This is a genomic window from Novosphingobium sp. THN1, from assembly GCF_003454795.1.
Taxonomy (GTDB): domain Bacteria; phylum Pseudomonadota; class Alphaproteobacteria; order Sphingomonadales; family Sphingomonadaceae; genus Novosphingobium.
This window is the reverse complement of the sequence record NZ_CP028347.1, coordinates 1,126,495-1,151,097: the sequence shown is the minus strand read 5'-3', so window position 1 is coordinate 1,151,097 and position 24,603 is coordinate 1,126,495. Positions and strand designations below refer to the sequence as shown.

Annotated in this window: 27 protein-coding genes; 12 read left to right on the top strand and 15 right to left on the bottom strand. The window is 65.2% G+C overall.

What is annotated here, in order from left to right:
• Window position 1 precedes the first annotated feature (1 nt).
• Window positions 2-883 (top strand): CoA ester lyase, encoded by an 882-nt coding sequence (locus tag C7W88_RS05685; protein WP_118072832.1) that lies wholly within the window; start codon window positions 2-4, stop codon window positions 881-883.
• On the opposite strand, the gene C7W88_RS05680 is transcribed toward C7W88_RS05685, so the two are convergent.
• Both C7W88_RS05680 and lipB read right to left on the bottom strand, forming a co-directional pair.
• Window positions 866-1,165 (bottom strand): hypothetical protein, encoded by a 300-nt coding sequence (locus tag C7W88_RS05680; protein ID WP_118072831.1) that lies wholly within the window; start codon window positions 1,163-1,165, stop codon window positions 866-868. The genes C7W88_RS05685 and C7W88_RS05680 overlap by 18 nt on opposite strands.
• Window positions 1,144-1,812 carry a lipoyl(octanoyl) transferase LipB gene (gene lipB, locus C7W88_RS05675; protein ID WP_118072830.1) on the bottom strand — a complete coding sequence of 223 codons (669 nt, stop codon included), beginning with the start codon at window positions 1,810-1,812 and terminating at the stop codon, window positions 1,144-1,146. Before lipB ends, C7W88_RS05680 begins: the two co-directional genes overlap by 22 nt.
• Window positions 1,813-1,909: 97 nt before the next feature.
• Here lipB and C7W88_RS05670 point away from each other — a divergent pair, with 97 nt between their 5' ends.
• A complete protein-coding gene (locus C7W88_RS05670; protein WP_118072829.1) occupies window positions 1,910-2,743 on the top strand; it encodes a glycerophosphoryl diester phosphodiesterase membrane domain-containing protein in 834 nt (277 codons plus the stop codon).
• Window positions 2,744-2,747: 4 nt separating this feature from the next.
• On the opposite strand, the gene C7W88_RS05665 is transcribed toward C7W88_RS05670, so the two are convergent.
• Window positions 2,748-3,374, bottom strand: coding sequence for a class I SAM-dependent methyltransferase (locus C7W88_RS05665; RefSeq protein WP_118072828.1), 627 nt, complete (start codon window positions 3,372-3,374; stop codon window positions 2,748-2,750).
• A gap of 181 nt (window positions 3,375-3,555) precedes the next feature.
• Between C7W88_RS05665 and C7W88_RS05660 the strand changes: the two genes are divergently transcribed.
• Both C7W88_RS05660 and C7W88_RS05655 read left to right on the top strand, forming a co-directional pair.
• Window positions 3,556-4,824, top strand: coding sequence for an MFS transporter (locus tag C7W88_RS05660; RefSeq protein WP_118074597.1), 1,269 nt, complete (start codon window positions 3,556-3,558; stop codon window positions 4,822-4,824).
• Between the two features lie 81 nt (window positions 4,825-4,905).
• Window positions 4,906-6,408, top strand: a complete 1,503-nt coding sequence (locus tag C7W88_RS05655) for a lipopolysaccharide biosynthesis protein (RefSeq protein WP_205525255.1) — start codon at window positions 4,906-4,908, stop codon at window positions 6,406-6,408.
• Here C7W88_RS05655 and C7W88_RS05650 read toward each other — a convergent pair whose 3' ends face one another.
• A complete protein-coding gene (locus C7W88_RS05650; RefSeq protein WP_240344845.1) occupies window positions 6,409-7,341 on the bottom strand; it encodes a CDP-alcohol phosphatidyltransferase family protein in 933 nt (310 codons plus the stop codon).
• Window positions 7,342-7,466: 125 nt separating this feature from the next.
• Here C7W88_RS05650 and C7W88_RS05645 point away from each other — a divergent pair, with 125 nt between their 5' ends.
• The 5 genes from C7W88_RS05645 (at window position 7,467) to C7W88_RS05625 (ending at window position 12,402) form a co-directional block, all read left to right on the top strand.
• Window positions 7,467-8,564, top strand: a complete 1,098-nt coding sequence (locus tag C7W88_RS05645; RefSeq protein ID WP_162895926.1) for a CDP-alcohol phosphatidyltransferase family protein — start codon at window positions 7,467-7,469, stop codon at window positions 8,562-8,564.
• Between the two features lie 207 nt (window positions 8,565-8,771).
• The gene (locus tag C7W88_RS05640; protein WP_118072824.1) at window positions 8,772-9,494 is read left to right on the top strand and encodes an NTP transferase domain-containing protein; all 723 of its coding nucleotides are present in this window, start codon (window positions 8,772-8,774) and stop codon (window positions 9,492-9,494) included.
• Window positions 9,491-10,174 (top strand): HAD family hydrolase, encoded by a 684-nt coding sequence (locus C7W88_RS05635; RefSeq protein WP_118072823.1) that lies wholly within the window; start codon window positions 9,491-9,493, stop codon window positions 10,172-10,174. The genes C7W88_RS05640 and C7W88_RS05635 overlap by 4 nt, the downstream gene beginning before the upstream one ends.
• A gap of 276 nt (window positions 10,175-10,450) precedes the next feature.
• The gene (locus tag C7W88_RS05630; protein WP_118072822.1) at window positions 10,451-11,551 is read left to right on the top strand and encodes an inositol-3-phosphate synthase; all 1,101 of its coding nucleotides are present in this window, start codon (window positions 10,451-10,453) and stop codon (window positions 11,549-11,551) included.
• Between the two features lie 92 nt (window positions 11,552-11,643).
• Window positions 11,644-12,402 (top strand): NTP transferase domain-containing protein, encoded by a 759-nt coding sequence (locus tag C7W88_RS05625; protein WP_118072821.1) that lies wholly within the window; start codon window positions 11,644-11,646, stop codon window positions 12,400-12,402.
• A 210-nt stretch (window positions 12,403-12,612) separates the two neighbouring features.
• Here the strand turns inward: C7W88_RS05625 and C7W88_RS05620 are convergent, their stop codons facing one another.
• Window positions 12,613-13,110 carry a DUF2141 domain-containing protein gene (locus tag C7W88_RS05620; RefSeq protein ID WP_118072820.1) on the bottom strand — a complete coding sequence of 166 codons (498 nt, stop codon included), beginning with the start codon at window positions 13,108-13,110 and terminating at the stop codon, window positions 12,613-12,615.
• A gap of 342 nt (window positions 13,111-13,452) precedes the next feature.
• On the opposite strand from C7W88_RS05620, the gene rpe reads away from it, so the two are divergent.
• From rpe to purH, 3 genes are read left to right on the top strand one after another with little or no spacing between them, the layout of a single operon-like run.
• Entirely contained in the window at window positions 13,453-14,124 is a 672-nt protein-coding gene (rpe, locus tag C7W88_RS05615; protein ID WP_118074596.1) for a ribulose-phosphate 3-epimerase, read from the top strand.
• Between the two features lies 1 nt (window position 14,125).
• Window positions 14,126-16,015: a heparinase II/III family protein gene (locus C7W88_RS05610; protein ID WP_118072819.1), complete on the top strand. Its 1,890-nt coding sequence runs from the start codon at window positions 14,126-14,128 to the stop codon at window positions 16,013-16,015.
• Window positions 16,016-16,029: 14 nt separating this feature from the next.
• A complete protein-coding gene (purH, locus tag C7W88_RS05605) occupies window positions 16,030-17,619 on the top strand; it encodes a bifunctional phosphoribosylaminoimidazolecarboxamide formyltransferase/IMP cyclohydrolase (protein WP_118072818.1) in 1,590 nt (529 codons plus the stop codon).
• Between the two features lie 198 nt (window positions 17,620-17,817).
• On the opposite strand, the gene C7W88_RS05600 is transcribed toward purH, so the two are convergent.
• The 10 genes from C7W88_RS05600 to C7W88_RS05555 form a co-directional block, all read right to left on the bottom strand.
• Window positions 17,818-18,306 (bottom strand): cell wall hydrolase, encoded by a 489-nt coding sequence (locus tag C7W88_RS05600; protein WP_370073194.1) that lies wholly within the window; start codon window positions 18,304-18,306, stop codon window positions 17,818-17,820.
• Window positions 18,307-18,678: 372 nt separating this feature from the next.
• Window positions 18,679-19,020, bottom strand: coding sequence for a DUF1491 family protein (locus C7W88_RS05595; RefSeq protein ID WP_118072816.1), 342 nt, complete (start codon window positions 19,018-19,020; stop codon window positions 18,679-18,681).
• A gap of 11 nt (window positions 19,021-19,031) precedes the next feature.
• The gene (locus tag C7W88_RS05590) at window positions 19,032-19,514 is read right to left on the bottom strand and encodes a PaaI family thioesterase (protein WP_118072815.1); all 483 of its coding nucleotides are present in this window, start codon (window positions 19,512-19,514) and stop codon (window positions 19,032-19,034) included.
• A complete protein-coding gene (locus tag C7W88_RS05585; protein ID WP_118072814.1) occupies window positions 19,504-19,965 on the bottom strand; it encodes a PTS sugar transporter subunit IIA in 462 nt (153 codons plus the stop codon). Before C7W88_RS05585 ends, C7W88_RS05590 begins: the two co-directional genes overlap by 11 nt.
• 161 nt (window positions 19,966-20,126) lie before the next feature.
• Window positions 20,127-20,711 carry a ribosome hibernation-promoting factor, HPF/YfiA family gene (gene hpf, locus C7W88_RS05580; RefSeq protein WP_118072813.1) on the bottom strand — a complete coding sequence of 195 codons (585 nt, stop codon included), beginning with the start codon at window positions 20,709-20,711 and terminating at the stop codon, window positions 20,127-20,129.
• 68 nt (window positions 20,712-20,779) lie between these two features.
• Window positions 20,780-21,481 carry a DNA polymerase III subunit epsilon gene (gene dnaQ, locus C7W88_RS05575; RefSeq protein WP_118072812.1) on the bottom strand — a complete coding sequence of 234 codons (702 nt, stop codon included), beginning with the start codon at window positions 21,479-21,481 and terminating at the stop codon, window positions 20,780-20,782.
• A gap of 49 nt (window positions 21,482-21,530) precedes the next feature.
• Window positions 21,531-22,136, bottom strand: coding sequence for a dephospho-CoA kinase (coaE, locus tag C7W88_RS05570; protein WP_118072811.1), 606 nt, complete (start codon window positions 22,134-22,136; stop codon window positions 21,531-21,533).
• Window positions 22,133-22,990, bottom strand: a complete 858-nt coding sequence (gene aroE, locus C7W88_RS05565) for a shikimate dehydrogenase (protein WP_118072810.1) — start codon at window positions 22,988-22,990, stop codon at window positions 22,133-22,135. The genes coaE and aroE overlap by 4 nt, the downstream gene beginning before the upstream one ends.
• Window positions 22,987-23,574, bottom strand: coding sequence for a nucleoside triphosphate pyrophosphatase (locus C7W88_RS05560; RefSeq protein ID WP_118072809.1), 588 nt, complete (start codon window positions 23,572-23,574; stop codon window positions 22,987-22,989). The genes aroE and C7W88_RS05560 overlap by 4 nt, the downstream gene beginning before the upstream one ends.
• Entirely contained in the window at window positions 23,571-24,413 is an 843-nt protein-coding gene (locus tag C7W88_RS05555) for a pyruvate, water dikinase regulatory protein (RefSeq protein ID WP_118072808.1), read from the bottom strand. The genes C7W88_RS05560 and C7W88_RS05555 overlap by 4 nt, the downstream gene beginning before the upstream one ends.
• Between the last annotated feature and the right edge of the window lie 190 nt (window positions 24,414-24,603).

The window sequence follows — 24,603 nt, the reverse complement described above, 5'->3', positions numbered from 1 at the left end:
CATGCCGCCAAGATCATGGCTTTTCGTTCCCGGTGACAGTGACAAGAAGCTGGGCAAGGCCATGACCACCGGCGCGCATGCGGTGATCGTGGATCTCGAGGATGCGGTCGCTCCGGCGGCAAAGCCACAGGCCCGCATCCTCGCACGCGACTGGCTGGCGATCCATCGCCAGCACGTGACGGAAAACCGCCCGCTGGCGCGCTGGGTGCGCATCAACGCAATCGAGACCGGCCTGTGGCGCGAGGACCTCGCCGTGGTCATGGCCGGCGCACCCGATGGCGTGATGCTGCCCAAGTGCGAAGGCCCCGACCAGATTCGCATGGTGGCGGCCGAGATCTACGAACTGGAACAGCGCAATCGCCTGCCCAACGGCGCCACGAAAATCCTGCCGTTGGTCAGCGAAACCGCGCGCTCCGCCCTTACCATCCCGTCTTACGTCGACGAGCCCATGCCGCGCCTTGCGGGCCTGACCTGGGGCGCGGAGGACCTGTCCGCCGTGCTTGGCGCCAGCCGCAAGCGCGATGCCGCGGGCGCGTGGACGGATGCCTTCCGCTTCATTCGCGCGCAGTGCCTGCTGGTGTCCCATGCCAAGGGCGCGTGGGCAGTCGACACGCTTTACGACGATTTCCGTGACGAAAACGGTACGCGCCGCGCTGCCGAAGCGGCCAAGGCCGATGGTTTCACCGGCATGCTGGCGATTCACCCGTCACAGGTGCCGATCATCAACGCGGCCTTTGCCCCCACCGAGGAGGAACTGGCCGAGGCGCACGCGATCGTGGCCCTGTTTTCCGCCAATCCCCACGCCGGCACGTTGCAATACAACGGCCGCATGGTCGATCAGCCGCACCTGAGGATGGCGCGGCAGTTACTCGGGATCGGCTGAGCCGGCTGCCACCCCGGCCGCAGGATCATCGCCAGCCGTCGGTGCTTCTGCAGCGGCTTCGCTTGCCGAGGGCGCTGCTGCCTTCTTCTTCTCGGTGCGGGCCGGTGCCAGCGGCGGTGATGCCGTGGACGTATCGAGGTCGATCATGTCGTCCGAGATCGTTCCGGGCAGAACCTCCGCACCGGCTGCCGCCGCCGCCTTGTCGTCGGCTTTCTTGCCGCAACCGCCAAGTGCGAGCCCAAGAGCGAGCGGGAGGACAATCAGGCGGCTGATGGCGGGCACGGCGTATCCAGACGTTCGAGAAAACGGTCGAGGTGCGAGAGCAGCGCCTCGTCCCACGCTTCCGGTGTAACCTCCTTGCCCAGCGCGGCAAGACTGGTCACGCCGAATTCCTCGATGCCGCAGGGCACGATCCCGCCAAAGTGCGAGAGATCGGGCGAGAGATTGACCGAAAAGCCGTGCATCGTCACCCAGCGACGGATGCGCACGCCGATCGCGCCGATCTTGGCCTCGCGCCCGTCCGCTCCGCGCGTCCAGATGCCGACGCGCCCTTCGGCCCGCCACGATTCGACGCCGAAGTCGGCCAGTGTCTCGATCACCCAGCCTTCGAGCGCATGGACAAAACCGCGCACGTCCCGCGCCCGCTTGCGCAGGTCGAGCAGGACATAGCCGACGCGCTGCCCCGGACCGTGATAGGTGTAGCGCCCGCCCCGCCCGGCCTCGACCACCTCGAAACGCGGATCGAGCAGTTCGTCGGGCGCGGCGCTGGTGCCGGCCGTATAGACCGGCGGATGTTCGAGCAGCCAGATCAGTTCCTGTGCGGTCCCTTCGGCAATCGCGGCATTGCGCAGGGCCATTTCGTCCAGCGCCGCGCGATAGGGCACTTGCGCGCTTTCACGCCGGATTTCGATAGTCTCATTTCGGGCCATGGCCTGCGAAATGGCCCAGCGCCGGACGGGTGACAAGAGGCTGGACACGCAAAACTGACGTTCGACGTGATCGTCCGACGCTGCTATTGACCCCGCCATGACGCCCCGCCCTGACAGCAAACTCGACAGCAGCCTTGCCTGGAAGACCGCCACGCGCCTTGTTGCGACCAACCGCGATGTCTTGATGGCAATCGCCGGCGTGTTCTTCCTGCTGCCCGGACTTGCTTTCTCGATCTTCGTGCCCGAACCGCAGATGGCCCCGGGCACGCCGCCGGGCCGGATGATGGAGATCATGGCCGATGCCTGGACGTCGTCGCTGCCCTTGCTGATCATCGTCACGCTGCTGCAGATGGCCGGGACGGTCACCGTGCTGATCGTCATGACCGATCCCGAAAGACCGACAGTGGCCCAGGCCATCGCGCGCGGTTTCCGCGCCCTGGGGCCTTACGTGCTGGCGCAGATCATCGTCGGCGGCGCGCTTGGCATGGCGTTCCTCGTGCTGGTGAGCGCGGCCGCGCTGACCGGCGTTCAGGCCATCGGCGCAGTCGTCATCCTTGCCGCGTTCGTGGCCATGGTCTGGTGCAGCCTGCGCATGGCGCTTGTCGCGCCAGTCCTTGCCATCGAGGGCGAGCGCAATCCGATCCAGGCGCTGCGCCGCTCGTGGACGCTGACCCAGGGCAATTCGGGACGCCTGCTGGCCTTCCTCGTGCTTCTCGGCCTGCTCTTCGCGGTGGTCTATGGCCTGGCCATGATGCTGGTCGGCGTCGTCCTGGTGCTGACAACCGGGGGCGAGTTGCAGCGCGTGCTGACGGCTGCGGTATCAAGCGCCATAACCTCGGGTGCGCTGATCTATTTCATCGCGGTGCTGGCGGCGGTCTACCGCCAGCTTGGCGGACGGCAGCCCTCGGAAATCCGCTCGATCTTCGATTGAGCGCTTATTCCTTCCAGCCCCAGCTGATCACGCAGGGCGGGATGTTGACCGGCTCGAAACCCTTGTCGATGCGGCGGAAGAACTGACCCATCAGATCGCGCGCGCGGGCGGTGTACTGATAAACCAGGAACGCGCCACCGGGGCGCAGCACGCGATGCGTTGCCCCCATGATCGCCGGGCCGACGCCTTCGGGCAGGTTCGAGAACGGCAGGCCCGAAAGCACATAGTCGGCGTGGTCAAAGCCATGCGCCTTGACGATGTCCTCCACGTCGGCGGCTGAACCGTGAACGGCGATGAAGCGGCTGTCGCCGATCGTCTTCTGCAGATAGGCGATGAAATCGGGGTTGGTGTCGATCACGATCAGGCGGCCATCGCGGCGCAGCTTTTCGAGCACCGGGCGGCAGAACGTCCCGACACCCGGGCCGTATTCCACGAACAGGCGGCATTCTTCCCAATCGACCACCGAGAGCACGCGCTCGATCGTGCGGTTCGACGACGGGACGATTGCGCCAACCATGGCGGGGTGCTTGAGAAAGCCCTTGAAGAAGATCCCGGCCGGCCCAGCCAAGCGTACCACCTTGCGTTTTGCCCGCTGAAGAAGAGGCTCACGCGCCACCTGGGTCGAAGTCATTGCAGGAAATGGTCCTCTGCCGGTCAAGCTTGGCTGAAGCGGGTCGCAAATTTGGCCTGCCATTGCAAGCACCGTTCGCCCGGCCTAGTCAGCAATGGATGAACCAGCCGTGGACAATTCCGATCCCTGCCCTGGGGGCGAAGGCATGAGCGAAGGCGCCATCCGCCTGCCGAAAGAGCGCATGGCCCTGCTGTTTGCGGTCATGCTGGTCACGGCGGCGGGCAATACCGCGATGCAATCGGTCATGCCCTCGATCGGCACGCAGCTTGGCATTGCCGACGTGTGGGTGAGCCTCGCCTATTCATGGTCGGCGCTGCTGTGGGTGATCATGGCCCCCTTCTGGGCGCGCCGGTCCGACCGTCGCGGGCGCAAGGCGATGATGGCACTGGGAGTCGTCGGCTTCATCTCCTCATTCGCCCTGTGCGGAGCGATCCTCCACTTCGGCCTCGATGGTTGGTTCAGCGCAGGGTTGACGATGATCCTCTTTGCCGTTGCCCGCTCGCTCTATGGCGGCTTCGGTTCCGCAGCCCCGCCCGCCGTGCAGGCCTATGTCGCCAGCCGCACCGGCCGCGCCGACCGGACCAAGGCGCTGTCGCTGGTCGCATCGAGCTTTGGTCTGGGCACGGTCCTCGGCCCCGCGCTTGCTCCGCTGCTGATCCTGCCCGGCCTGGGACTGGTTGGCCCCTTCGCGATGTTCGCCCTGTTCGGGGTGATCGTGCTGGTCCTGCTGCGCACGCAGTTGCCCGATGATGATCCCCGCTTTGCCGCGCGCGGCGAGGTGATGTCGGCGCCATTCAGCGCCTCGTCCAATCCGCGCATGGTCGAGGATCATCCCGATGGCAGTCCCGACGAACTGCCCGAAGCGGAACCCCGGCACCAGGGAAGCGACCGTCTGCGCTGGACCGACCGCCGCCTGCGCCCTTGGCTGGCAGCAGGGCTGATCGGGGGTCACGCGCAGGCGATGGTCCTCGGCGTGATCGGCTTCCTGCTGCTCGACCGGCTCGGCCTGCGCGGCGATCCCGATGCGGGCGCAGGGCCGGTCGGCCTCGTGCTGATGTGCGGCGCAGTGGCGACCTTGCTGGCGCAATGGGGGCTGATCCCGATGCTTGGACTCGGACCCAGAACCTCGACGCTGTGGGGAATGAGCCTGGCCGCTGCAGGCATCATACCAGTCGCCATGGGCCGTGACCTGCACACCATTGCCGTCGGCTTTGCCATCGCCTCGATGGGTTTCGGCCTGTTCCGCCCCGGCTTCACCTCGGGTGCCAGTCTTGCCGTTTCGCCAGCCGAACAGGGCCAGTCCGCCGGTATCGTCGCTTCGGTGAATGGCGCGGCCTATATCGCAGCCCCGGCCATTGGCGTCTGGCTCTACAATCACTCGCAGTGGCTGGCATGGGGCGTGATGGAGGTGCTTTCGGCGGGGTGGTCCTGCTGTGCCTCGTTGCCATGAAGCGCGACCCGGCCTGACCGCCCTCCACACAGCCCGGCACCCTTGCGCCTGCGCGCATTTGCCGCCAAGCGCGCGGGCGCAATGACGGCAGACCGGGGCTCACAGACAGTAATCGCGCGCGGCGCGGGATCGAACGCCCTGAGCTTCGTGATCCGCTTCGCCGCGCGCGCCTCGTTCCTCTATGTCGGCGCGCGGCTCTATGGCGCGGCCAACTACGGCGTGTTCACAATGGCCAGCGCCATGGTCGAACTGGCCGTGCCGATCGCCAGCCTCGGGCTGAAGCGCATGATCTTCCCCTGGTTGGAAGAAACGACGCCAGACACTGCCCCGCGAAGCGCCACCCATGTCCTGCTCGATGCGCTGCTGCTGGCCGCGATTGCCGGAATCGCAGTCTCGATGCTGCTGGTTCTTGGCGCACAGGCGCTGCCGGATGGCCTAGTGTCCGAAAGCCTGCGCCTCGCGCTTGCCCTGATCGCGCCCGCCGTGCTCGGCCAGATCACCGGCGATGTCGCGCTCGCCGCCACCCGCTGGACCCACAAGATGCGCTACGAGGTCATCGCGCGCGGCCTTGTCGAACCTTATGTACTGACCGCCGTGGCCTTCGGCGCGTGGTATCTGGGCTTTGAACAGACTGGCATGATCATCGGCTACTGGGCCGGGTCCATCGCGCTGGCCCTGTTCTCGGTGTGGAGCGCGCGGCATTGCCTCGGTCCGCTTGGCCTGCGGCGCTGGCGTCCGCACCCGGCCGAACTGCTCCGCCGCGCCCGCGCCCTGGCGCCGGCCAGCGGCAGCGACTTCCTGACCACTCTGGCCCAGCGCATCGATCTCTATCTCGTCGGCTTCCTGCTCGGCGATGCTGCGGTGGGCGTCTATGGCGTGCTGCGCCAGCTGCGCACGCCGATCCTGCAGGTTCGCCAGGCTTTCGACGGCATCCTCACCCCGCTCACGGCGCGCACCATGATGACCGATGGCGACATCGCCACCGGCAAGGCCACGGCGGCGGCAACGCGCGTGATCCTGACCATCCAGCTCGGCGTCGTCCTGCTGATGGCGGCAACCGGCGAAGCCCTGCTCGACCTGTTCGGGGCGCATTATGCCGGCGGCTATGCCGCGCTGCTGGCGATGGTGCTGGCCGAAACGGTCAATGGCGCATTCGGGGTGTCCGAACTGATCCTCTACTACCGCCGACCTGCGCTTGCCCTGCAGGTCAACCTGATCCTGATCGTGATCGCGGGATTCGCCATCCCGCTGCTGACTCCGGCATACGGCATTCTCGGCGCGGCGCTGGCCATGCTGCTGGCGGCGCTGGTGGCGTCCTTCATGCGGCGGCACTGGCTTTCGGGCCTCGGCGTGCGCCCGCATCCGTTCCATGCCGCAATCCCCGTGCTCGCAGCCGGGGCGGCCGTGCTGCTCGGCATGTGGCTCGGCGGTCTTGCCAAGGGTACGGCGCTGATGGGCGCGCATCCGTTGGTGACCAAGGCAGTTTCGCCGCTGATCGCGCTGCTGTTCTACGCCGGCTTCGTGATGATCTGGCGCAAGGCGCAGCCGGGCGTGCTCTCGCTCAACCGTTACCGCGTCAGCTGATCAGACCCTCGACGCGGTGCGCGTGGCCGCGCGGTTGTGCAACTGCACCGAGATCAGCAGCAGCAGGTTGAGCACCACCACCTGATAGAAGAAGTAATAGACCGGGCTGCCGGCAATCATCCCCAGCCCCAGCACGATGGCGCGCGGATTCGGCCCGAGCAGCTTAAGGAAATCGAGCAGTGGCTTCTGCTCGCGCGCCACTTCGGCACGGATGGCCTCGAGCCGCGCCTTGTCGTCCGCCGCCAGCGCCTGGCGCACTGCTTCGTCGATCTGTCGGGCATGCGGCGTCATCCCGGCGGCGAGGAACAGGTATCCGCGCGCGATCGGTTCAAACAGGCGGGAAAACAGCGTCTTTTCTCCGAACAGGCCGGCGTTGTTGTCCTTGGCGTTGTTGAGCCAGGGCACGGCATAGGTCCAGTACTGGTAGAACCGGCGCTGCACCTCGACATGGTTGGACTGCACGATATGGCTGGCGCCAGCCGCCAAGGTCCATGCCCAGGCCTGCCCCGACCCGATCTGCCGCGTCAGCACGAAGGCGAGCAGCACGTAGAGCACGATGTGGCTGGCATAATCGCAGATGCCGTCGACCATCTCGCCGATCGGGCTGGTCCTGCCGGTGATCCGCGCCAGATCGCCGTCGGCGCCATCGACCACGTGCCAGCTCATGTGCAGGGCCATGCCCAGCATTGCCCCCATCGGCCAGCCCAATGCCCATGTGCCGCCGGTCGAATCCATGTTGAAATAGACCACGCCCGCCGCCACGACGAGCAAGCCACCGAAGACCGAGACCATGTTCGGCGTGAGCGGCGTATGCGCAAGAAGCCGCGCCAGCCGCCATGCCAGCGGATGGTAGAGATGGTAGTTCAGTCCATCCTGCAATTCCCGCGGACGCTTGGGGCGTTCGATCGCCCCGGTCCGATTTCCCGCGTTCACCCTTGCGACCCCTTGAATGCCTTGGCCAGCCAGCATGCATCCCGACGATGCTGGCTTGGCGCATCAGGTAGCCGTGTCTATAGGCCGTGGAAAGGGCCTGATGGCTCTGGATGAGGCACGCACGCTTGAATACCCCGTTTTCCGTCGCGATTCCGGCAAGTCCCTACCTGCGCCGCCGCATCGGTGGCATCAGTGGCGTGGCGCGAGCGGTGATTCTTGCCGATCTCACCGGCGCCAGCGAAATCGTGATTCTCGCCGATTCCCCGGTTCCCGAGGACTGGCAGCGCAGCTTTGCGATGCGCGCACGCCCCTTGCCGCAAGTCACCTGCGTCGCTGCCTCGACGCCGCTGCCTCCCGGCACCGCGCTGCTGCCAGCCGATGCGCAGCCCACCAAGGCCGCGCTCGAAGCCCTGCGCGAGGATCCGGCGCTGGTCCTGGTCCGCGGCGATCCACGCCTGATTCGCGGCGAGACCGACCATGCCACCGTCCTGGCACTGCTGCGCGCAACACTGAAGCCCACCGAGGGACCGGTTGGTCGCTGGATCAACCGGCCGATCTCGTTCCGCATGTCGGCGCTGGCAATGAAGCTCGGCCTTGGTCCCGATCCCATCACCTGGTTCACCCTCGCGCTGGCGATGGTGATGGCGGTCATACTGGGACAGGGCGGCGTCGAATGGCTGGCGCTGGGCGGTTTCCTGTTCCAGGCGGTCTCCGTCACCGATTGCGTCGATGGCGACATTGCCCGCGTTTCATGGGCGATGAGCCGGCGCGGCGCGCTGCTCGATACCGCATGCGACATGGTGGCCAACCTCGGCTTCGTGATCGGCCTGATGACCGGGGTGATCCGCACTTATGGCCCGGAATATGGCTGGATTGCGCTGGCCTGCGTGGTGCTGCTGGTCTGCGGCATCGTTGCCATGAGCATCCTTGTCCGCATCGGCCCCAAGCGCGGCAGCTTCGACGTTCTGCGCGCCGCGCTGGAACGCAGGCTGGAGGGGCGCCCCGTCCTGCAGAGCGTCACGCTGACGCTGGAGCGCCTGTTCAAGCGCGACGTCTATGTGCTTGTCGCCTGCGTGTTCTGCCTGCTCGGTCTTGCCTGGGTGCTGCCGGGAATGCTGCTTGGCGGGCTGTGCATCTGGCTTGGCGCAGTGGCCTGGTGCGCGCCGCTGATCGCCGCCGACAGCGAGGGCCTGCTGCTGCCGCCACACATGCGCCAGCTCTGAGCCGGCGTTTCCAACTCTCCCCCAACTCCCCCTCAACTCTGGGGCAACTCCCCCGCAACTCCCCTTCAACTCGGGCGCAACCCTGTTGCAACTGGGGCACCCTTTGGTGCTGCAACGCGGCATCAATCAGCCCCACCCCTTGCGCGACGCGCTGCGTTCCCCCAAATTAGCGCAAGCAACGACCGCAACAAGGAACCGTGAGAAAACATGAAAGGTGTTATCCTTGCTGCGGGCCGTGGCAGTCGGCTCGGCGATGCGACCGAGTCCCTGCCCAAGCCGCTGATGGCGGTCGCCTCGCGCACCTGTCTCGATTTCGCGATCGAAGCCCTGCTGGCGGTGGCTGACGACGTCATCGTGGTGACCGGCTATCGCGCGCAGCTGATCGAGGATCACATCGCGGCCGAGTGGGGGAACGCCCCGGTGCGGACTGTGCGCAATACGCAGCTGGAGGCCGGGAACCTGACCTCGCTGGGTGCGGCGCGGGCGCTGATCGGGGATGCGCCCTTCGTGCTGACCAACGCCGACCACCTCTTTCCGTCCGACATGTACACCCGTCACTTCACCACCGCAGCCGGCGGCGCGACAGTGGCTGTCGCCTGCGAGCGTGAACGGCCGGTCCTGCCCGACGAGATGAAGGTCATCGAGAAGGACGGCGCGCTGCAGGCCATTTCCAAGACCCTGCCCAAGTACGACGGCGCCTATATCGGCACGACCTTTGTGCGCGAGGCAGCGCGCGACGCATATTGGGCCGCGTTCGAGCGGGTGCGTGAGACCAAGGACCTGGCCACCGCCTCGGTCGAGATGGTGCTGCACGAACTGGCGCAGGACGTGGCGACCGCGCCGCAGGTGCGCTGGCTTTCGGGACTCAAGTGGTTCGAGGTCGACACGCCCGAGGATCTGGCGGTCGCGCGCGAAAGCCTGACTGCGTGATTCAGGAGCCTGACGTCCGCGTTCTGGTCTTCGATCTCGACGGTACGCTGGTGCCGACGATGGAGGACTACGCCGACCGTGCGGCGCAATTGATGGAAGAATCCTTCGGCACGCCCTTTGCCGAGGCCCGCCGCTCCTATTTCGCAACTTCGGGCCTGCCGTTCGAAAAGCAGTTGCGCCAGCTTTACCCCGGGCAGGATACCGACCCGGTCGCACAACGATTCGAGGATTGGAAGGACGGCTACCTCACCGGGATTGCCATTGCCGCAGACACCGCCGCGCTGCTGCAACAGTGGCGTGATTCCGGCCTGCTCGTGGTCATCTCCTCGAACAATCTTGAACACTATGTCGAGCGCCTGGCCCGCGATTGGCCGGTCGACTGCGCCTTGGGATACCGCGCGCCGTCGGCAGGCGATGCCGGCTTTGCCAAGGGCGAGCCGCACTTCACGGCAATCGAGGCACGCTTCGGAATCGACCGGTCCGCGTTTCTGTTCACCGGAGATTCACCGAACGACGCCCACATCGCGGCCGCCGCAGGGGTGCGTTTTCGTGCCCTACTGACCGATGCCTTCGGCCCCGAAGACTTCGAACGGGCGGTTCCGGGCACCCGGACCCTGACCAGCCTGGCCGAGCTTGGTGACCATATTGCAACGGTTGCCGACGCTGTTACCAGCTTGTGAAGGGCATCTGGCGAAACGGGCTATCGCTGGCAGCTTTTTTCGGTTAAGGGCGCGGTCCCATCGGAAATTGCTGTGGTTTGCGCGCCCATACTTTGGTGCAGCGCAGGCGGCGCGATTGCGAGCAGGGAGTGGGGATTGCAAGGTCTGCCATGACCGGCGGTTCTCCGCTTCGTCTTGACGGACTGAGGATTCGGCTTGCATTCGATGGCATTTCGGTATTTTGAGGCAGTTTGATTACAGCCGCCGCAGGGCGCCTGTCTGAAGGGATCGTTTTTCATGAAGCCAATCAAGGTCGCCATGATCGGCGTGGGCAACTGCGCTAGCTCGCTGGTGCAGGGTGTAGCCTACTATCGCAGCAACAACTCGTCGCAGGGCCTCATCCACGACCGCATTGGCGGCTATGGCGCCGGTGACGTGGACTTCGTGCTCGGCATCGACGTCGACGCGCGCAAGGTCGGCAAGGACATTGCCGAAGCCATCTTCGCTGCTCCGAACAACACCACCGTGTTCCAGCCCAACGTGCCGACCACTGGCGGCAAGGTGATCATGGGTCGCGTGTCGGACGGCGTTGCCGCGCACATGACCTCGGTTGGCGAAAAGGGCTTCATCGTCGCTGACGAGCCCGAAGCCACCCAGGCCGACATCGTCAAGGCCCTGAAGGACTCGGGCGCCGAAGTTCTCCTGAACTTCCTCCCCGTCGGTTCGCAGGAAGCCACCGAATTCTACATGGAATGCGCGCTTGAAGCCGGCGTTGCCGTCGTCAACTGCATGCCCGTGTTCATCGCTTCGACCCCGGAATGGGAAGCGAAGTTCCGCGAAAAGCGCATCCCGATCGTCGGCGACGACATCAAGGCGCAGGTCGGTGCAACGATCGTTCACCGCGTGCTGTCGAGCCTGTTCGCTGCCCGCGGCGTCAACGTCGAGCGCACCTACCAGCTCAACACCGGTGGCAACACCGACTTCATGAACATGCTCGACCGCCAGCGTCTGGGCAGCAAGAAGGAATCGAAGACCGAGGCCGTGCAGGCAATGCTCGCCACGCGTCTCGAGGACGAGAACATCCACGTCGGTCCTTCGGACTATGTTCCGTGGCAGAAGGACAACAAGCTGTGCTTCATCCGCATGGAAGGCCAGCAGTGGGGCAACGTTCCGATGAACCTGGAACTGCGCCTGTCGGTTGAAGACAGCCCGAACTCGGCCGCTTGCGTGATGGACGCGATCCGTTGCTGCAAGGTCGCGCTTGACCGTGGCGAAGGTGGTGCGCTGATCGGCCCGTCGGCCTACTTCTGCAAGCACCCGCCGCAGCAGTTCAACGACGACGTCGCCGCCCAGATGGTTGACGAGTACGCTTCGGTGGAGAAGCTCGCCGCTGAATAAGCGACAGCTTCGCTGACGGATTGAAAGGCCGGCCCGACGTTTCGTCTGGTCGGCCTTTTCATTTGCCGCCGAAACCTCTACCCGAGGCGACCATGGATGCGCTGATCATCGCTGCCGGTTTCGGCAGCCGCCTTGCCGAACTATCACCGTCGAAGCCGCTGACGCCGGTTGCGGGCGTGCCGCTGATCGAAATCGGCGTGCGGCAGGCCATGCAGGCCGGTGTCACGCGCGTCGTCGTGGTGACCGGCCATCAGGCCGAACTGCTCGAAGGTTTCCTGGCCGATCTTTCGATGCGCGCCGGGGTCGAGATCGTACCGGTGCGGCTGACCAACTGGTCGACGCCCAACGGCCATTCGGTGATGGCCGGAGCCACGCGCTGCGACGGCAACTATCTGCTGATGATGGCCGACCACATGTTCGATGCCGACATTCTGGAGCGGCTGATCCACGAACACCGGCCGGACTGCGCCGTGACGCTGGCGGTTGACCGTCGCATCGACAACCCGCTGGTCGATCCCGAGGACGCGACGTGGGTGAAGATGGACGACGATGGCATGATCACCGCCATCGGCAAGACCATCGCGCCCTATGACGCGGTCGATTGCGGCGCGTTTCTGGCCACGCCGGATCTGGCCAAGGCAATCCACGAAGCGATTGCCGAAGGCAAGCCCGGCAGCCTTTCGGACGGCATGCAGCGCCTTGCCGATGCGGGCCGTGCGGGCACGATGGACATCGAGGATGCCTGGTGGATGGACGTCGACGATCCGCGCGCCCATGCGCTGGCGGAAGAGCTGGCGCCGTGGCACCTCGCGCGCACCTTCGCGGATATCGGCGTGCCGGCGGGCGAGTGAGCCGGTTTTTTTGATTATAACGCGAAGCCGCAAAGGCGCGAAGTTGTCGCGCTGTCGACTACGCGGCTCGATCAATCTTTCGCATGACCCAGCTGCAATACATGCAATTTCCGCTTCTGGCGCAGCATCTTCGCGCCTTTGCGTGACAAATTGAAAGACCCACCCCCAGCCCCTCCCGCCTGCGGGAGGGGAGGAGGCAGGCTTATCCCATCAAGGATACTTGAGGTGGATGCGGGTCGCGAGGCCGGTCTTCGAGATGTTCAGGCGCACCGAGCGGAACGAGGGAATGCTCGCGATCGTCGGCGGGTTGTTGGAAAAGCCGAAGCCTTCCTCGGGCAGGCCAAGAACGCCGCTGCGCTTGATGTTCCGGCTTGCATCCTCGTCATGATAGACGGCCAGGGCATAGACGCCTGGCTTGGGCACATAAAGGCACATGCGCGTTTCCGGTGCCGTGGCATCGACACGGCCAACGTACATCGAGCCCTTCTTGACGAGGAACTTGCGCGGCTCGTCAGCATAGAGCGTCACGGCCATCAGGCCGTTGCCGTTGCGCACGCCGTCAATGGTGACGTTTATCCAGGTGTCGCTCACCGGCCCGGCACAGTTCGGGCCAGCCGCACTGGCAGCAGTGCTTCCGCCCATCAGAGTGGCGGCGAGTGCAGTGGCAGTCAAAGCGGCTGCAGCGCGCAGCCGTCCCGGCTTGGTCATGTCAAAAAGCCCCGATTTCGATGTTTCCTGCGGCAACCGCTTGATCCACGCGCTTCCAACGGAAGCCCACGCAGCGCCTCTTTTCTTCCCCGCCGCTTCCAATAACGGCGGTTGGCTGGTTCGTTAAGTAAGATTCGTGCCGTGAATAGCGGCTGAACTCTCGCCTCGCCTGCCGTTCATCCCAAGAACCGCCTCCAAAGCGGGACATTCCGTGTGGATAATGAGGCCGATAGTGCTTGTTCCGCCGATTCGCCAAAGGTAAGCGCATGGCATGGGGTGGCTATGCCTGAGCGCATGAGCGTTTACCAATCTGCCTGCCACCCGCCGCAGGAAGATGACCAGATGACCCCGCTGATTTCGCCGTCGATCCTTTCCGCAGACTTCGCCAAGCTGGGCGAGGAAGTGCGCGCGATCGATGCAGCCGGGGCAGACTGGATCCACGTCGACGTGATGGACGGTCACTTCGTGCCCAACATCACGATCGGGCCGATGGTCGTAAAGGCGCTGCGCCCGCACACCACCAAGCCGTTCGACGTGCACCTGATGATCTCGCCGGTCGATTCCTACCTCCAGGCCTTTGCCGATGCCGGTGCGGACATCATAACGGTCCATCCCGAGGCGGGGCCGCACATTCATCGCACGGTTCAGGCAATCAAGGGCCTCGGCAAGAAGGCCGGCGTATCGCTCAATCCCGGAACCCCGGCGAAGATGCTCGATTACCTTATCGATGATGTCGATCTGGTCCTGATCATGAGCGTCAATCCCGGCTTTGGCGGGCAGAGCTTCATTTCCAGCCAGCTTCGCAAGATCGAGGCGGTGCGGAAGATGATCGACAAGTCGGGCCGTGATATCCACCTCGAGGTCGATGGCGGGGTCGATACCCGCACGATCCGTTCCTGCGTCGACGCCGGTGCCGACGTGCTGGTCGCCGGCACCGCCACGTTCAAGGGCGGGCCTTCGCAATATGCGGCCAACATTGCCGGGCTGAAGGCCATCGGCGCGGGGCAGGCCTGAGATGAAGACCGGCGGCTTCCCCGAAGTTGGAAGTCGCCTGGCGGAGGCTGGCCGTTCCGCCCCCACGCCTGCCATTCCGCTCGATGCGACGAAGGAGGAACCGCTGGCCGATCCGACGCCCGAGGCAAGCAGTCGCTACGTTGCGCTTGACGATGACCGTCCGGACCCGGCGGTGATCGAGCCGGGGCGCGCGCTTGCCCTGGCCGACTTTGCGCCGCCAGCGATCGGTGCAGGCGACAGGCTGGTGCGCTTCGCCTACAGCCTTGGCCTTCCGGCCAGCGCGATACACCCGTTCCGCAAGCGCGCCCGCACGCGGTTGACGGCCACCGTCACGCCGCCGCTGCCGGGCGATGCCGCAGCGGGCAAGGCCCTGCGCGCCGGGCATTTCCTGGTCCACGGCTACAAGTCGCCGATCGCCGACACGGCCTTTTCGGGGCCCCGCCTGTCGCCATCGTTCGAGCGAATGGTCCATGGCTTTCGCTGGCTGCGCGATCTCGAATCCGGCGGCACCCGGGCGCAATGCGCGCAAGTGGCCGAGCGCATTCTCCAGACCTGGCTCGCCGCCAATCCCAAGCCGGACCCGACGCCGGCATGGGACGTGGGCAATGTCGGCCACCGCCTGCTTAACTGGATGGTCCACGCGCCGCTGATCCTTTCAGGCCAAGACCGCGCGTTCCGGACGCGGGTGCTGCACACGATCGAGGACACGGCGCGCTGGTTGGACCGCCGCGTGACCAAGGCCGACGACCGGCTTTCCGAAGTGGCGGGCTGGTGTGCGCTGGTCGCGGTCGGCCTGCTCATGGCCGACGGCAAGGCGCGCCGCCTTTATGGCGAAGCCGGGCTGGTCAAGGCGCTGGGCGAGCTGGTGGGTGACGATGGCGGCGTGCTGTCGCGCAGCCCGCTCTGCCAGATCGAGGCGATCGAGCTGCTGGTGGACCTGCGCGCCTGCTACGAGGCGATCAGGGCCGAACCGCTGCCGCAGATCCAGACGATGCTGACGCTGCTGGTACCGCCCCTGCTGGCGCTGCTCCATGGCGATGGCGGCCTCGGCAACTGGCAGGGCGCGGGAGCGATCCCGGCCGAGCGGATCGAGGAACTGGTGCGCGCCAGCGGTGTCCGCACGCGGCCTTTGCGCGATGCGCGGCAGTGGGGCTATCAGCGCGCCACGGCGGGCAAGGCGGTGCTGCAGTTCGACGCAGGGCCGCCGCCGGTGGCGCGGCATACGCGCGATGGCTGCGCTTCCACGCTGGCGTTCGAACTGAGCCACGCAGGTGAGCGGCTGATCGTCAACTGCGGCGGCGCGGCCTTTGCCGGCGGCATGATCCCGCTTCGGCTCGAACAGGGCCTGCGCGCCACGGCTGCCCATTCGACGCTGACGATCGACGATTTCAACTCCACCGCCGTGCTCATCAACGGCAAGCTGGGATCGGGCGTGTCCGAGGTCGAGGTCGATCGTCGCACGCTTTCAGCCGAAGGTGCAGGGCCGGGGGCGACGCGGATCGAGGCGAGCCACAATGGTTATGTCAGCCGCTATGGCCTGACCCATCGCCGCATCCTGATCCTGCGCGATGACGGCACCGAGCTGCGCGGCGAGGACCTGCTGGTGCCCTCAGGGCGCAAGGGCAAGCGCGGGATGATCGGCGTTGCCCTGCGCTTCCATCTCGGCCCGCATATCGAACTGGCGGCCAGCGCGGATGGCAAGGGCGTGACGCTGTCGCTGCCCGATGGCAGCCTGTGGCAGTTCCGCTCTGGCCGCGATGCGGTCGGAATCGAGGAATCCCTCTGGGCAGACGGGCTCGGAAGGCCTATCGGCACGCGGCAATTGGTCGTGACGGCCAAGGTTCCCCGCAGCGGCGAGAGCTTCTCCTGGCTGCTGAAGAAGATGCGATAGATAGGAATTCCCACGTGAGCGAGGTTACGATCAAGCGGGCGCTGCTTTCGGTGTCCGACAAGTCCGGTCTTGTGGATCTTGGCAAGGCGCTGGCGGCGCGCGGTGTCGAACTGCTTTCGACCGGCGGCACGGCCAAGGCGCTGCGCGATGCCGGCCTGAACGTGAAGGACGTTTCGGAGCACACCGGCTTTCCCGAAATGATGGACGGCCGCGTCAAGACGCTGCACCCCACGATCCATGGCGGCTTGCTGGCCGTGCGCGACAATCCCGAACATGCGGCCGCGATGGCCGAGCACCAGATCGGCGCGATCGATCTTGTCGTGGTCAACCTCTATCCGTTCGAGGCGACCGTGGCCAAGGGTGCCGAGCGTGACGAGGTGATCGAGAACATCGATATCGGCGGGCCTTCGATGGTGCGCTCTGCCGCCAAGAACCACGACTATGTGACGATCCTGACCGACGCTGCCGATTACGCAACGTTCCTGGGCGAGCTGGAGCAGACCGGCGGTGCAACGACGCTGGCCTTCCGCCGCAAGATGGCAGCCAAGGCCTATGCCGCGACGGCCGCTTATGACTCGGCGATCTCGCAATGGTTTGCCACGGTCGATCAGGGCGAACACTTCCCGCCCGTCCTCGCCGCCGCGCACACGCGCGTGACGACGTTGCGCTATGGCGAGAACCCGCACCAGGATGCGGCGCTTTACGTGCCGCGCAACCCCGCCGTCACCGGCCTGCCGCAGGCGACGCAGGTGCAGGGCAAGGAGCTGTCCTACAACAATTACAACGACGCCAATGCCGCGCTGGAACTGGTGGCGGAGTTCACCGGAGCCAAGCCGACGGTGGTCATCGTCAAGCACGCCAACCCCTGCGGCGTCGCCACGGCGGACACCCTGCTCGATGCGTGGAAGGACGCGCTGGAGTGCGATTCCGTTTCGGCATTCGGCGGTATCGTGGCGACCAATGTGCCGCTCGACGGGCCGACCGCCAACGCGATCTGCGAGATCTTCACCGAAGTCGTCGTCGCACCCGGCGCGGACGATGCGGCCAAGGAAGCCTTTGCCCGCAAGAAGAACCTGCGCCTGCTGCTGATCGACAGCCTGCCCGATGCCAACCGCAAGGGCCTGACGACCGTGCCGATTGCCGGCGGGCTGCTGGTGCAGGATCGCGATGCCGGCAAGATCGAAAAGGCCGACCTCAAGGTCGTGACCAAGCGCGCGCCGACCGAGCAGGAACTGGAAGACGCCCTGTTCGCCTGGACCGTGGCCAAGCACGTCAAGTCCAACGCCATCGTCTATGCCAAGGATGGCGTGACGGCCGGCATCGGCGCAGGCCAGATGAACCGCCGCGACAGCTCGCGCATTGCTGCTGCCAAGGCCAAGGAAGCGGCCGAGACACACGGCTTTGCCGATGTGCGCACGGTCGGCTCAGCCGTGGCTTCGGACGCGTTCTTCCCGTTTGCCGATGGCCTGATGGCGGCAGTGGAAGCAGGCGCGACCTGCGTGATCCAGCCCGGCGGCTCGATCCGCGACGAAGACGTGATCAAGGCTGCCGACGAGGCCGGCCTCGCCATGGTCTTCACCGGAATGCGCCACTTCCGGCATTGATTGCGTTGCAAACCCACCCCCAACCCCTCCCGCCTGCGGGAGGGGAGCGAGACTTGGCGAGCCGCAGGCGAGTTTAGTCGCAGCGGGGTGGGCATCACTCCAACGTTGGCTGTCAGGAACATAGCAAAAGGGCCGGCCCCGCAGCGGGGACCGGCCCTTTTCATTGCCGTCCAAGGCAGCTGAAATCAGCGCCGATCTTCAGCGGTAGAAGATGTGGCTGTCGACGCGCGCAATGCGGGTCTTGCCCCAGCGCGGCGAGACGTGGGCAGCGTGGAAGAACATTGCGCCTTCTACCGGGCTCTTCCACAGGCCTTCATCGGCGATCTTGGCGATGCGCACGGCGGTCTGCCAAGCGCGGCTGTCGCGGTTGATCGCCGGCATGCCGTGGCCGCGAACAAACGAGAACTGCGAGGGCTGGTAGACCACGCCGCAGTACGACGAGGGGAAGCGACCGGAATTGGCGCGGGCGACGATGACGCGACCGACGGCAAGCTGTCCGGCAAGGGTTTCGCTCTTGGCTTCGAAGTAGACGGCGCCGGCAAGGCACTCGAGCTCGTTCGAAAGCGCAGCGGGAATCTGGGTTTCCTCGACCAGCTCGGTAAGCGATGCCGCGTCGGCGGCTTCAGCTTCGATGGCAGCTTCCGGCGTTGCGGTGGCAACGGCCTGGATCGGAGTGGGCTGAACCACGGGCTGGGAGATGAACGTCGCAGTGACTGCGACCGGAGTTGTTATGCCCACTACATTGGTGGACTGCGCGGCGGCGTGGGATCCGCCTGTGCTGAGAAGCGTTGTGATAAAAGTCGCAGCAATGCTCAAGCTGGCTGCGTATTTGAACTTCGTGCTCATACTTTGTCGTCAATGGGCGGTGAGCTTCCTGCCATGGCGCGACAAAAGACCGGTGAGCGCGAGCGATGCCGCGTGCCGGTGAACTGCCGAAGGGCCATGTCGGTTGCCCCCCGTCTGCGTGCCAGTGCGTCGGGCCTTGCTGCCGTCCGTCACCGCCTGCGCAAAAATCGGTATGGGGCCTTTATTGTGCGCTGCAGAAGAGTCAACCCGCGTTCAGCCAGCAGAAAGGTTGTCCCGGACGAACCGTTCGCGATCCGCGACGGTCAGTTCGACTATCCACACGTCGGGATCCTGCTGCATTCTGCGGCTTAGATAGTCTTCAAATTCCTGTTTATTGTCAGTTACTTGCACCTTGAAAACGCGCCATTTGCGGCGTCCATCAAGGTCTGGCATGCGCTCGTAAAGCACGCCAAGCGACTGATTTTCCAAGATAACAATCAGTATGGTGCCGCCATCGCGTTCGCCCTTGTGCAGCACCATGCCGAAGCCGCCGTCGGCCTGCACGGCACGGACGATTCCCTGGACTTCGAGATGTGCCGGGAGCCGCGAGTCCACAATTTGGCCGATCAGGCGAGCGCGGCGCGCAGGCCGGCGTTGTAGCCATCGAGACTGGACAGGGGGATGCGCGAACGCTGGAACGTACCGGTGCCACGGCCCACTTCCTCGCCGTCCTCGTCGATCAGGCGGGCTTCCGCCACAAGCACGCGACGGCGTCCCGAGACCCAATGCCCTTCCGCAGTGACGCGCCCGCCCTTGATCGGGCGGCTGAAGAACAGGTTGAACGAAGTGGTCAGCAGGAAACGGTCGGTAACCAGCGTATTCGCCGCGTAGAACGCCGCGTCGTCGAGCATCTTGAAATAGATCGTGCCATGGGCGGCACCTGCAGCGTGGAAGCAGGATGGCGAGACATCGAAATGGATGCGGGACAGGCCTTCACCGATAATTTCCAGCCGCGATTCGAACAGGCTGTTGACCGGCGCCGAAGCGTAAAGGCCTTCCAGCGCGCGCCAGTGCAGGCTTGCGCTATCGGCGCCGTCCTCAGGCGGCATCGCGATCGATGACGTTGACGAGCAGCCCGTAGATCGCGTCGGCATCAGTGGCTGAGACCAGACGCTCGTGCATGCGTTCGTCGCGCATCAGGCGCGAGATCGCCGCGAGGGCCTGAAGATGTGTGGCACCCGCCTGCGAGGGCGAGAGCAGGCCGAACACGCAATCGACCGGCATGCCATCGGCGGCGGCGAATTCGACCGGATTCTCTAGCCGGAAGAACACCGCAACCGGCCGTTCCAGACCGTCGATACGGGCGTGGGGAATGGCAACGCCCCTGCCAAAGCCCGTGCTGCCAAGCTTTTCGCGCTCCTCGATCCCGTCGATGACCACTTCGGCGTCAAGCGCGTAGACCGACGCGAAGCAGGCGGCGAGATCGGCAAGGATCTGCTGCTTGGAATCGGCGCGGATGACGCGGACAGCTTGTGGATCGAGTTGGAACAGAGCCGACATACGAAAAAACGTATCACATGAGTGCAAAGGCACGGTGAATTGGGGCGCGCCATGCTCCCGAATGCGGGGGAAGGCAAGCGCAATCGGTTTGTGCAGCGATGCTCCGACCGAATGCGAAGGGGGCGGCGGAACACCCCCCTCCTTCATTATCCTGGCCCGATCTACTTCGGTTCGACCCAGCCGATCGAACCGTCACCGCGGCGATAGACCATGTTGTGCATGCCGGTGCCGGCGTTCTTGAACAGCAGCGCATTGGTATTGCGCAAGTCGAGCATCATCACCGCGTCCGAGACGCTGGCGGTGGGCACGTCGACACGGGTTTCGGCGATGACCAGCGGTGCGTCGGCCGGTTCATCCTCGCTCACCTCGTCGTGGACGAAGACGGTATAGGCCGCTTCCTGCGGTTCGAACGCAGCTTCCTCGGCCTTGCGGGCGTGATCGGCGCCTTCGTGGCGGTCCTTGATGCGGCGGCGATAGCGGCGCAGCTGCTTCTCGATCTTCTCGGCCGACTGATCGAGCGCGACGTGGGCGTCCTGCGCCACGGCGCTGCCCTTGAGGATCAGGCCCTGCGTCACATGCGTGACGATATCACATCGGAAGCCCCCGTGCGGGGCCTTGCCCAAGGTGACGTTCGAGGAAAGCGCTCGGGAAAAGTGCTTGTCGACGATGGCGCCAAGGCGCTCCTCGGCATGGGTCTGCAGTGCAGCGCCGGTTTCGACCTGGTGTCCCGAAACGCGAATATCCATAAGTCACTTCTCCTGTCACTCGGGCGAGACGCCCGGTCTTGCTGAACCATCCGCACTGCGGCTTGGTTTCAGCGCGACCAGATCGGCTCGGCAAAGCCCGCCATGAATTCGGCATGACGGGCAAGCTCCTCGGCGCTCGCGGCATGCGGGCGCGGGGAACGGAAGGTGCGGGTCAGGCTGGAGGTGACGGTGATCGACTCCTCCACCACAACAAGACCGGCTGCGCCAGCGGCATCTGCCGCCAGTTCGAGGCCGATCTGCCGCCCGCCCATCAGCTCTACATAGAGCTGGGCGAGCAGTTCCGCGTCCAATAGCGCCCCGTGCTTGGTGCGGTGGCTGCGGTCTATGCCGTAGCGGGTGCACAAGGCATCGAGGCTGAGCTTGGCACCGGGGTGCTTGCGCCGGGCGATCGCCACCGTATCGACCATGCGATCACGGCTGACGGGTTCGCGCCCGCACATTTCCAGCTCGTTGTTGATGAAGCCGAAATCGAATCCGGCGTTGTGGGCGACCAGCGGCGAGTCGCCGAGGAAGTCGAGCAGCGCGTCAGCCTCGGCGGCAAACCTGGGCTTGTCGGACAGGAACGTGGATGACAGGCCGTGGACGGCCTCGGCCTCGGCCGGCATGTCGCGTTCGGGATTGAAATAACAATGGAAAACCTGGCCAGTAGGCACCCGGTTGACCATTTCGACACAGCCGATCTCGACCAGCCGATCCCCGCTTTTCGGGTCCAGTCCGGTCGTCTCGGTATCGAAAACGATCTCACGCATTGAAGAATATGTGGACCCCTCGTGGCGGGCTGACAAGGGGTTGCGAAGGTTACCGGCGGGGGTTTTTTTCCCGGATGGCCGCAACCAGCGCGGCGACTTGCGCCTCGGTCTCGGCAAGGGTGACGCCGGTATCGATCACGTGGGTGGCGCGCGCGCGCTTCTCGGCGTCGGGCACTTGCAGAGAGAGAATGTGGGCGAACTTTTCGGGCGTCATGCCGGGGCGGGCGAGCACGCGCTGCCGCTGCACCTCGGCGGGGGCGGAGACGACCATGACCGCGTCGAGATCGGCCCCATGGCCCTTTTCGAACAGCAGCGGAATGTCGAAGACGACGAGCGGCTCGGCCATATGCTCGACCATGAAGGCATGGCGCAGCCGCGCGACCGCGGGGTGGACGATGGCCTCCAGCCGCCTCAACGCTTCCGGATCGCCGAAGACCTGCACGCCCAGCTCCTGCCGCTTGACCCCTTCGGGTCCGGTGGTGCCGGGGAAGGCTTGCTCGATGGCCGGGAGCAGCTCTCCGCCCGGTCCCTGGAGATGGTGGACGGCGGCATCGGCATCGAACACCGGCACGCCCAGTTCGCGCAGCATCAGCGCCACGGCGGACTTGCCCATGCCGATCGAACCGGTGAGGCCGAGGATGTAAGGGCGGCTCATGCCAGTATCCTTGCCCGAAGGTCGGCGTCCGCTTCTCCGCGTGGTGGGACGGCGCCGAAAAAGCGGCGGAAGGCATGATCGGCCTGTCCGATCAGCATCGACAGGCCATCGACCGTGCGGAATCCGGCGGCCTTCGCGGATTTCAGGAATTCGGTTTCGAGCGGGCTGGTGACGATGTCGTAGAACACCGAGCCGGGCGGGGCGTGGCTCATGTCGAAGGCGAGCGGCGCTTGCCCCGTCATGCCTAGCGAGGAGGCATTGACCACGAGATCGAAGCAGCCTTCGCGATTGTCGAAGGCGAAGTCGGTGGCGTCGGCGAAATGATCGAGCGGGGCGACGTGGTGTTCGCCCTGCGGGTCGAGTTCGTCGAGCAGGGCGCGGGCCTTGTCGACGTTGCGGCCGGCCAGCACCACGACGATGTGCTCGTCCGCCAGCGCGGCGATGATCGCCCGCGCCGCGCCGCCCGTGCCGAGAACGCGGGCCATGCGGAAGTAGTGGGTCTTGGCCAGTTCCTCGCGCAGGGGTTCGAGGAAGCCGGGCGCGTCGGTATTGTAGCCAACCAGCGCTCCGTCTTCTGGCACCACGGTGTTCACGGCGCCGATGCTCTCGGCCAGCGGATCGAGCCGGTCGAGAAGCGGAATCACCGCCTGCTTGTGCGGCATGGTGACATTGCAGCCGCGCCAGTCGGGATCGGTGCGGCGCGCGGCGAGATAGTCGGCGAGCTCTTCGGCCTTCACATGGGCGCGATCATAGCGCCCCGAAAGGCCGAGCTTTTCCAGCCAGAAACCGTGGATCACCGGAGACTTGGACTGAGCGATCGGATCGCCGATCACTTCGGCATAGGGAAGACTCAAGACGGCAACTCACCCTGTTCGCGCAATGCACCGAGCAGCGCCAATAGCGGCATCCCCAGCACAGTGAAGTGGCTGCCTTCGATCGTTTCAAACAGTTGCACGCCCAGCGCCTCGATGCGGAACACGCCGACGCAGCCGGAAACCTCCGGCCATTCCCTGTCGAGATAGCTCTGGATAAATTGGGGAGAAAGCGTGCGAACCCTTAAGTTTGCGGTCTCGCAGGTTTTCCACACCACCTTGCCATCGCGCATCAGAACGGCGGCGGAATGGAGGTGCATGTCCTTGCCGGAGAAGAATTCGAGATGCTCGGCAGCGTTCTCGCGGCTCGTAGGCTTGTCGAACTGGCGGCCGCACACCTCGACCATCGAATCCCCGCCGAGCACCAGGCGTCCGGGCATGGCGAGCGACACGGCAAAGGCCTTGGCTTCGGCAAGCACGCTGGCGATCTGGCAGCCGGTAACGCCGATCAGCTCGCGCTTGATCGCACCTTCATCGACGTCGGACGAACGCGTCTCGAACGGCACGCCTGCCGCCTCGAGCATCATCCGGCGCGAGAAGCTCTGGCTCGCCAGTACCAGTGTCATATCGGTTTTGCTCCATCGCCGCTGCCGCCCGCAGCGCCGCGTTCGTTGTAGAGATTGATCACGGCGGCAGCGGTTTCCTCGATCGAGCGGCGCGAGACGTCGATCACCGGCCAGCCGTTGTCGGCAAACATGCGCCGCGCGTATTGCACTTCGCGCGTCACCTGTTCGTTGTCGACATAGGCAGTCTCGGGCGCCTGATTCAAGGACAGCAGCCGATTGCGACGCACCGCGATCAGGCGTTCCGGGCTGGTGGTGAGGCCAACCACCATCGGGCGGCGCAAGGAAAACAGCATCGACGGCGGCGGGCTTTCCACCACGATCGGGATGTTGGCGACCTTGTAGCCGCGGTTGGCAAGGTAGATCGAGGTCGGCGTCTTCGAACTGCGCGAAACGCCGGCCAGCACGATGTCGGCCTCTTCCCAATTTTCCCAGTTCACTCCGTCATCATGGGCGATGGTGAACTGGATCGCATCGACGCGCGCGAAATAGGCCTCGTCCATCATGTGCTGGCGGCCCGGCCGGGCCTTGGCCTGAACCCCGAGCTGCTGCTCGAGCGCGTCGGTCACGGCATCGAGTGCCGGGACCATCGGCAAGCCCAATGCAGCGCAACGCTGCTCCAGCCGGGCGCGGGTTTCGGCATTGACCAGCGTGAACAGCACGAGCCCCGGATTTGCGGCAATTTCGCCCATGATGCGGTCAAGATGCTGCATCGAGCGGACCATCGGCCAGAAATGCCGGACCACGTCGGCGCCATCGAACTGCGCAAGCGCCGCCTTGGCGATCATTTCCAGTGTTTCGCCGGTGGAATCCGACAGGAGGTGCAGGTGCAGACGCTGCATTTGCGGACTTTCAAAGGGTGTCCGGCAGGGGGTCCGGACGGGGTCGGGATGACTCTGTGGAAACAGCACCGATAAACCACGGGACAGAGTCAGGGACAAGTTTCAGCGTGAGATTCACTCTCGATCCGAGTCCTGTTCAGGGCCATTTGTGGACAAGTGGACAGCGTTTTCCCCAGCCTGTGGAGAGCGG

What these genes read in the sequence shown, in the direction of transcription:
- C7W88_RS05665 (WP_118072828.1), bottom strand. Translation starts at nt 3,374, where the DNA reads ATGACTTCGACCCAGGTGGCGCGTGAGCCTCTTCTTCAGCGGGCAAAA.
- C7W88_RS05590 (WP_118072815.1), bottom strand. Translation starts at nt 19,514, where the DNA reads ATGCCGCCTGAGGACGGCGCCGATAGCGCAAGCCTGCACTGGCGCGCG.
- C7W88_RS05620 (WP_118072820.1), bottom strand. Translation starts at nt 13,110, where the DNA reads ATGACCAAGCCGGGACGGCTGCGCGCTGCAGCCGCTTTGACTGCCACT.
- C7W88_RS05555 (WP_118072808.1), bottom strand. Translation starts at nt 24,413, where the DNA reads ATGCAGCGTCTGCACCTGCACCTCCTGTCGGATTCCACCGGCGAAACA.
- C7W88_RS05640 (WP_118072824.1), top strand. Translation starts at nt 8,772, where the DNA reads ATGAAAGGTGTTATCCTTGCTGCGGGCCGTGGCAGTCGGCTCGGCGAT.
- C7W88_RS05585 (WP_118072814.1), bottom strand. Translation starts at nt 19,965, where the DNA reads ATGTCGGCTCTGTTCCAACTCGATCCACAAGCTGTCCGCGTCATCCGC.
- lipB (WP_118072830.1), bottom strand. Translation starts at nt 1,812, where the DNA reads ATGGCCCGAAATGAGACTATCGAAATCCGGCGTGAAAGCGCGCAAGTG.
- C7W88_RS05625 (WP_118072821.1), top strand. Translation starts at nt 11,644, where the DNA reads ATGGATGCGCTGATCATCGCTGCCGGTTTCGGCAGCCGCCTTGCCGAA.
- coaE (WP_118072811.1), bottom strand. Translation starts at nt 22,136, where the DNA reads ATGAGCCGCCCTTACATCCTCGGCCTCACCGGTTCGATCGGCATGGGC.
- C7W88_RS05630 (WP_118072822.1), top strand. Translation starts at nt 10,451, where the DNA reads ATGAAGCCAATCAAGGTCGCCATGATCGGCGTGGGCAACTGCGCTAGC.
- rpe (WP_118074596.1), top strand. Translation starts at nt 13,453, where the DNA reads ATGACCCCGCTGATTTCGCCGTCGATCCTTTCCGCAGACTTCGCCAAG.
- C7W88_RS05610 (WP_118072819.1), top strand. Translation starts at nt 14,126, where the DNA reads ATGAAGACCGGCGGCTTCCCCGAAGTTGGAAGTCGCCTGGCGGAGGCT.
- C7W88_RS05685 (WP_118072832.1), top strand. Translation starts at nt 2, where the DNA reads ATGCCGCCAAGATCATGGCTTTTCGTTCCCGGTGACAGTGACAAGAAG.
- C7W88_RS05660 (WP_118074597.1), top strand. Translation starts at nt 3,556, where the DNA reads ATGGCCCTGCTGTTTGCGGTCATGCTGGTCACGGCGGCGGGCAATACC.
- hpf (WP_118072813.1), bottom strand. Translation starts at nt 20,711, where the DNA reads ATGGATATTCGCGTTTCGGGACACCAGGTCGAAACCGGCGCTGCACTG.
- C7W88_RS05560 (WP_118072809.1), bottom strand. Translation starts at nt 23,574, where the DNA reads ATGACACTGGTACTGGCGAGCCAGAGCTTCTCGCGCCGGATGATGCTC.
- C7W88_RS05670 (WP_118072829.1), top strand. Translation starts at nt 1,910, where the DNA reads ATGACGCCCCGCCCTGACAGCAAACTCGACAGCAGCCTTGCCTGGAAG.
- C7W88_RS05655 (WP_205525255.1), top strand. Translation starts at nt 4,906, where the DNA reads ATGACGGCAGACCGGGGCTCACAGACAGTAATCGCGCGCGGCGCGGGA.
- dnaQ (WP_118072812.1), bottom strand. Translation starts at nt 21,481, where the DNA reads ATGCGTGAGATCGTTTTCGATACCGAGACGACCGGACTGGACCCGAAA.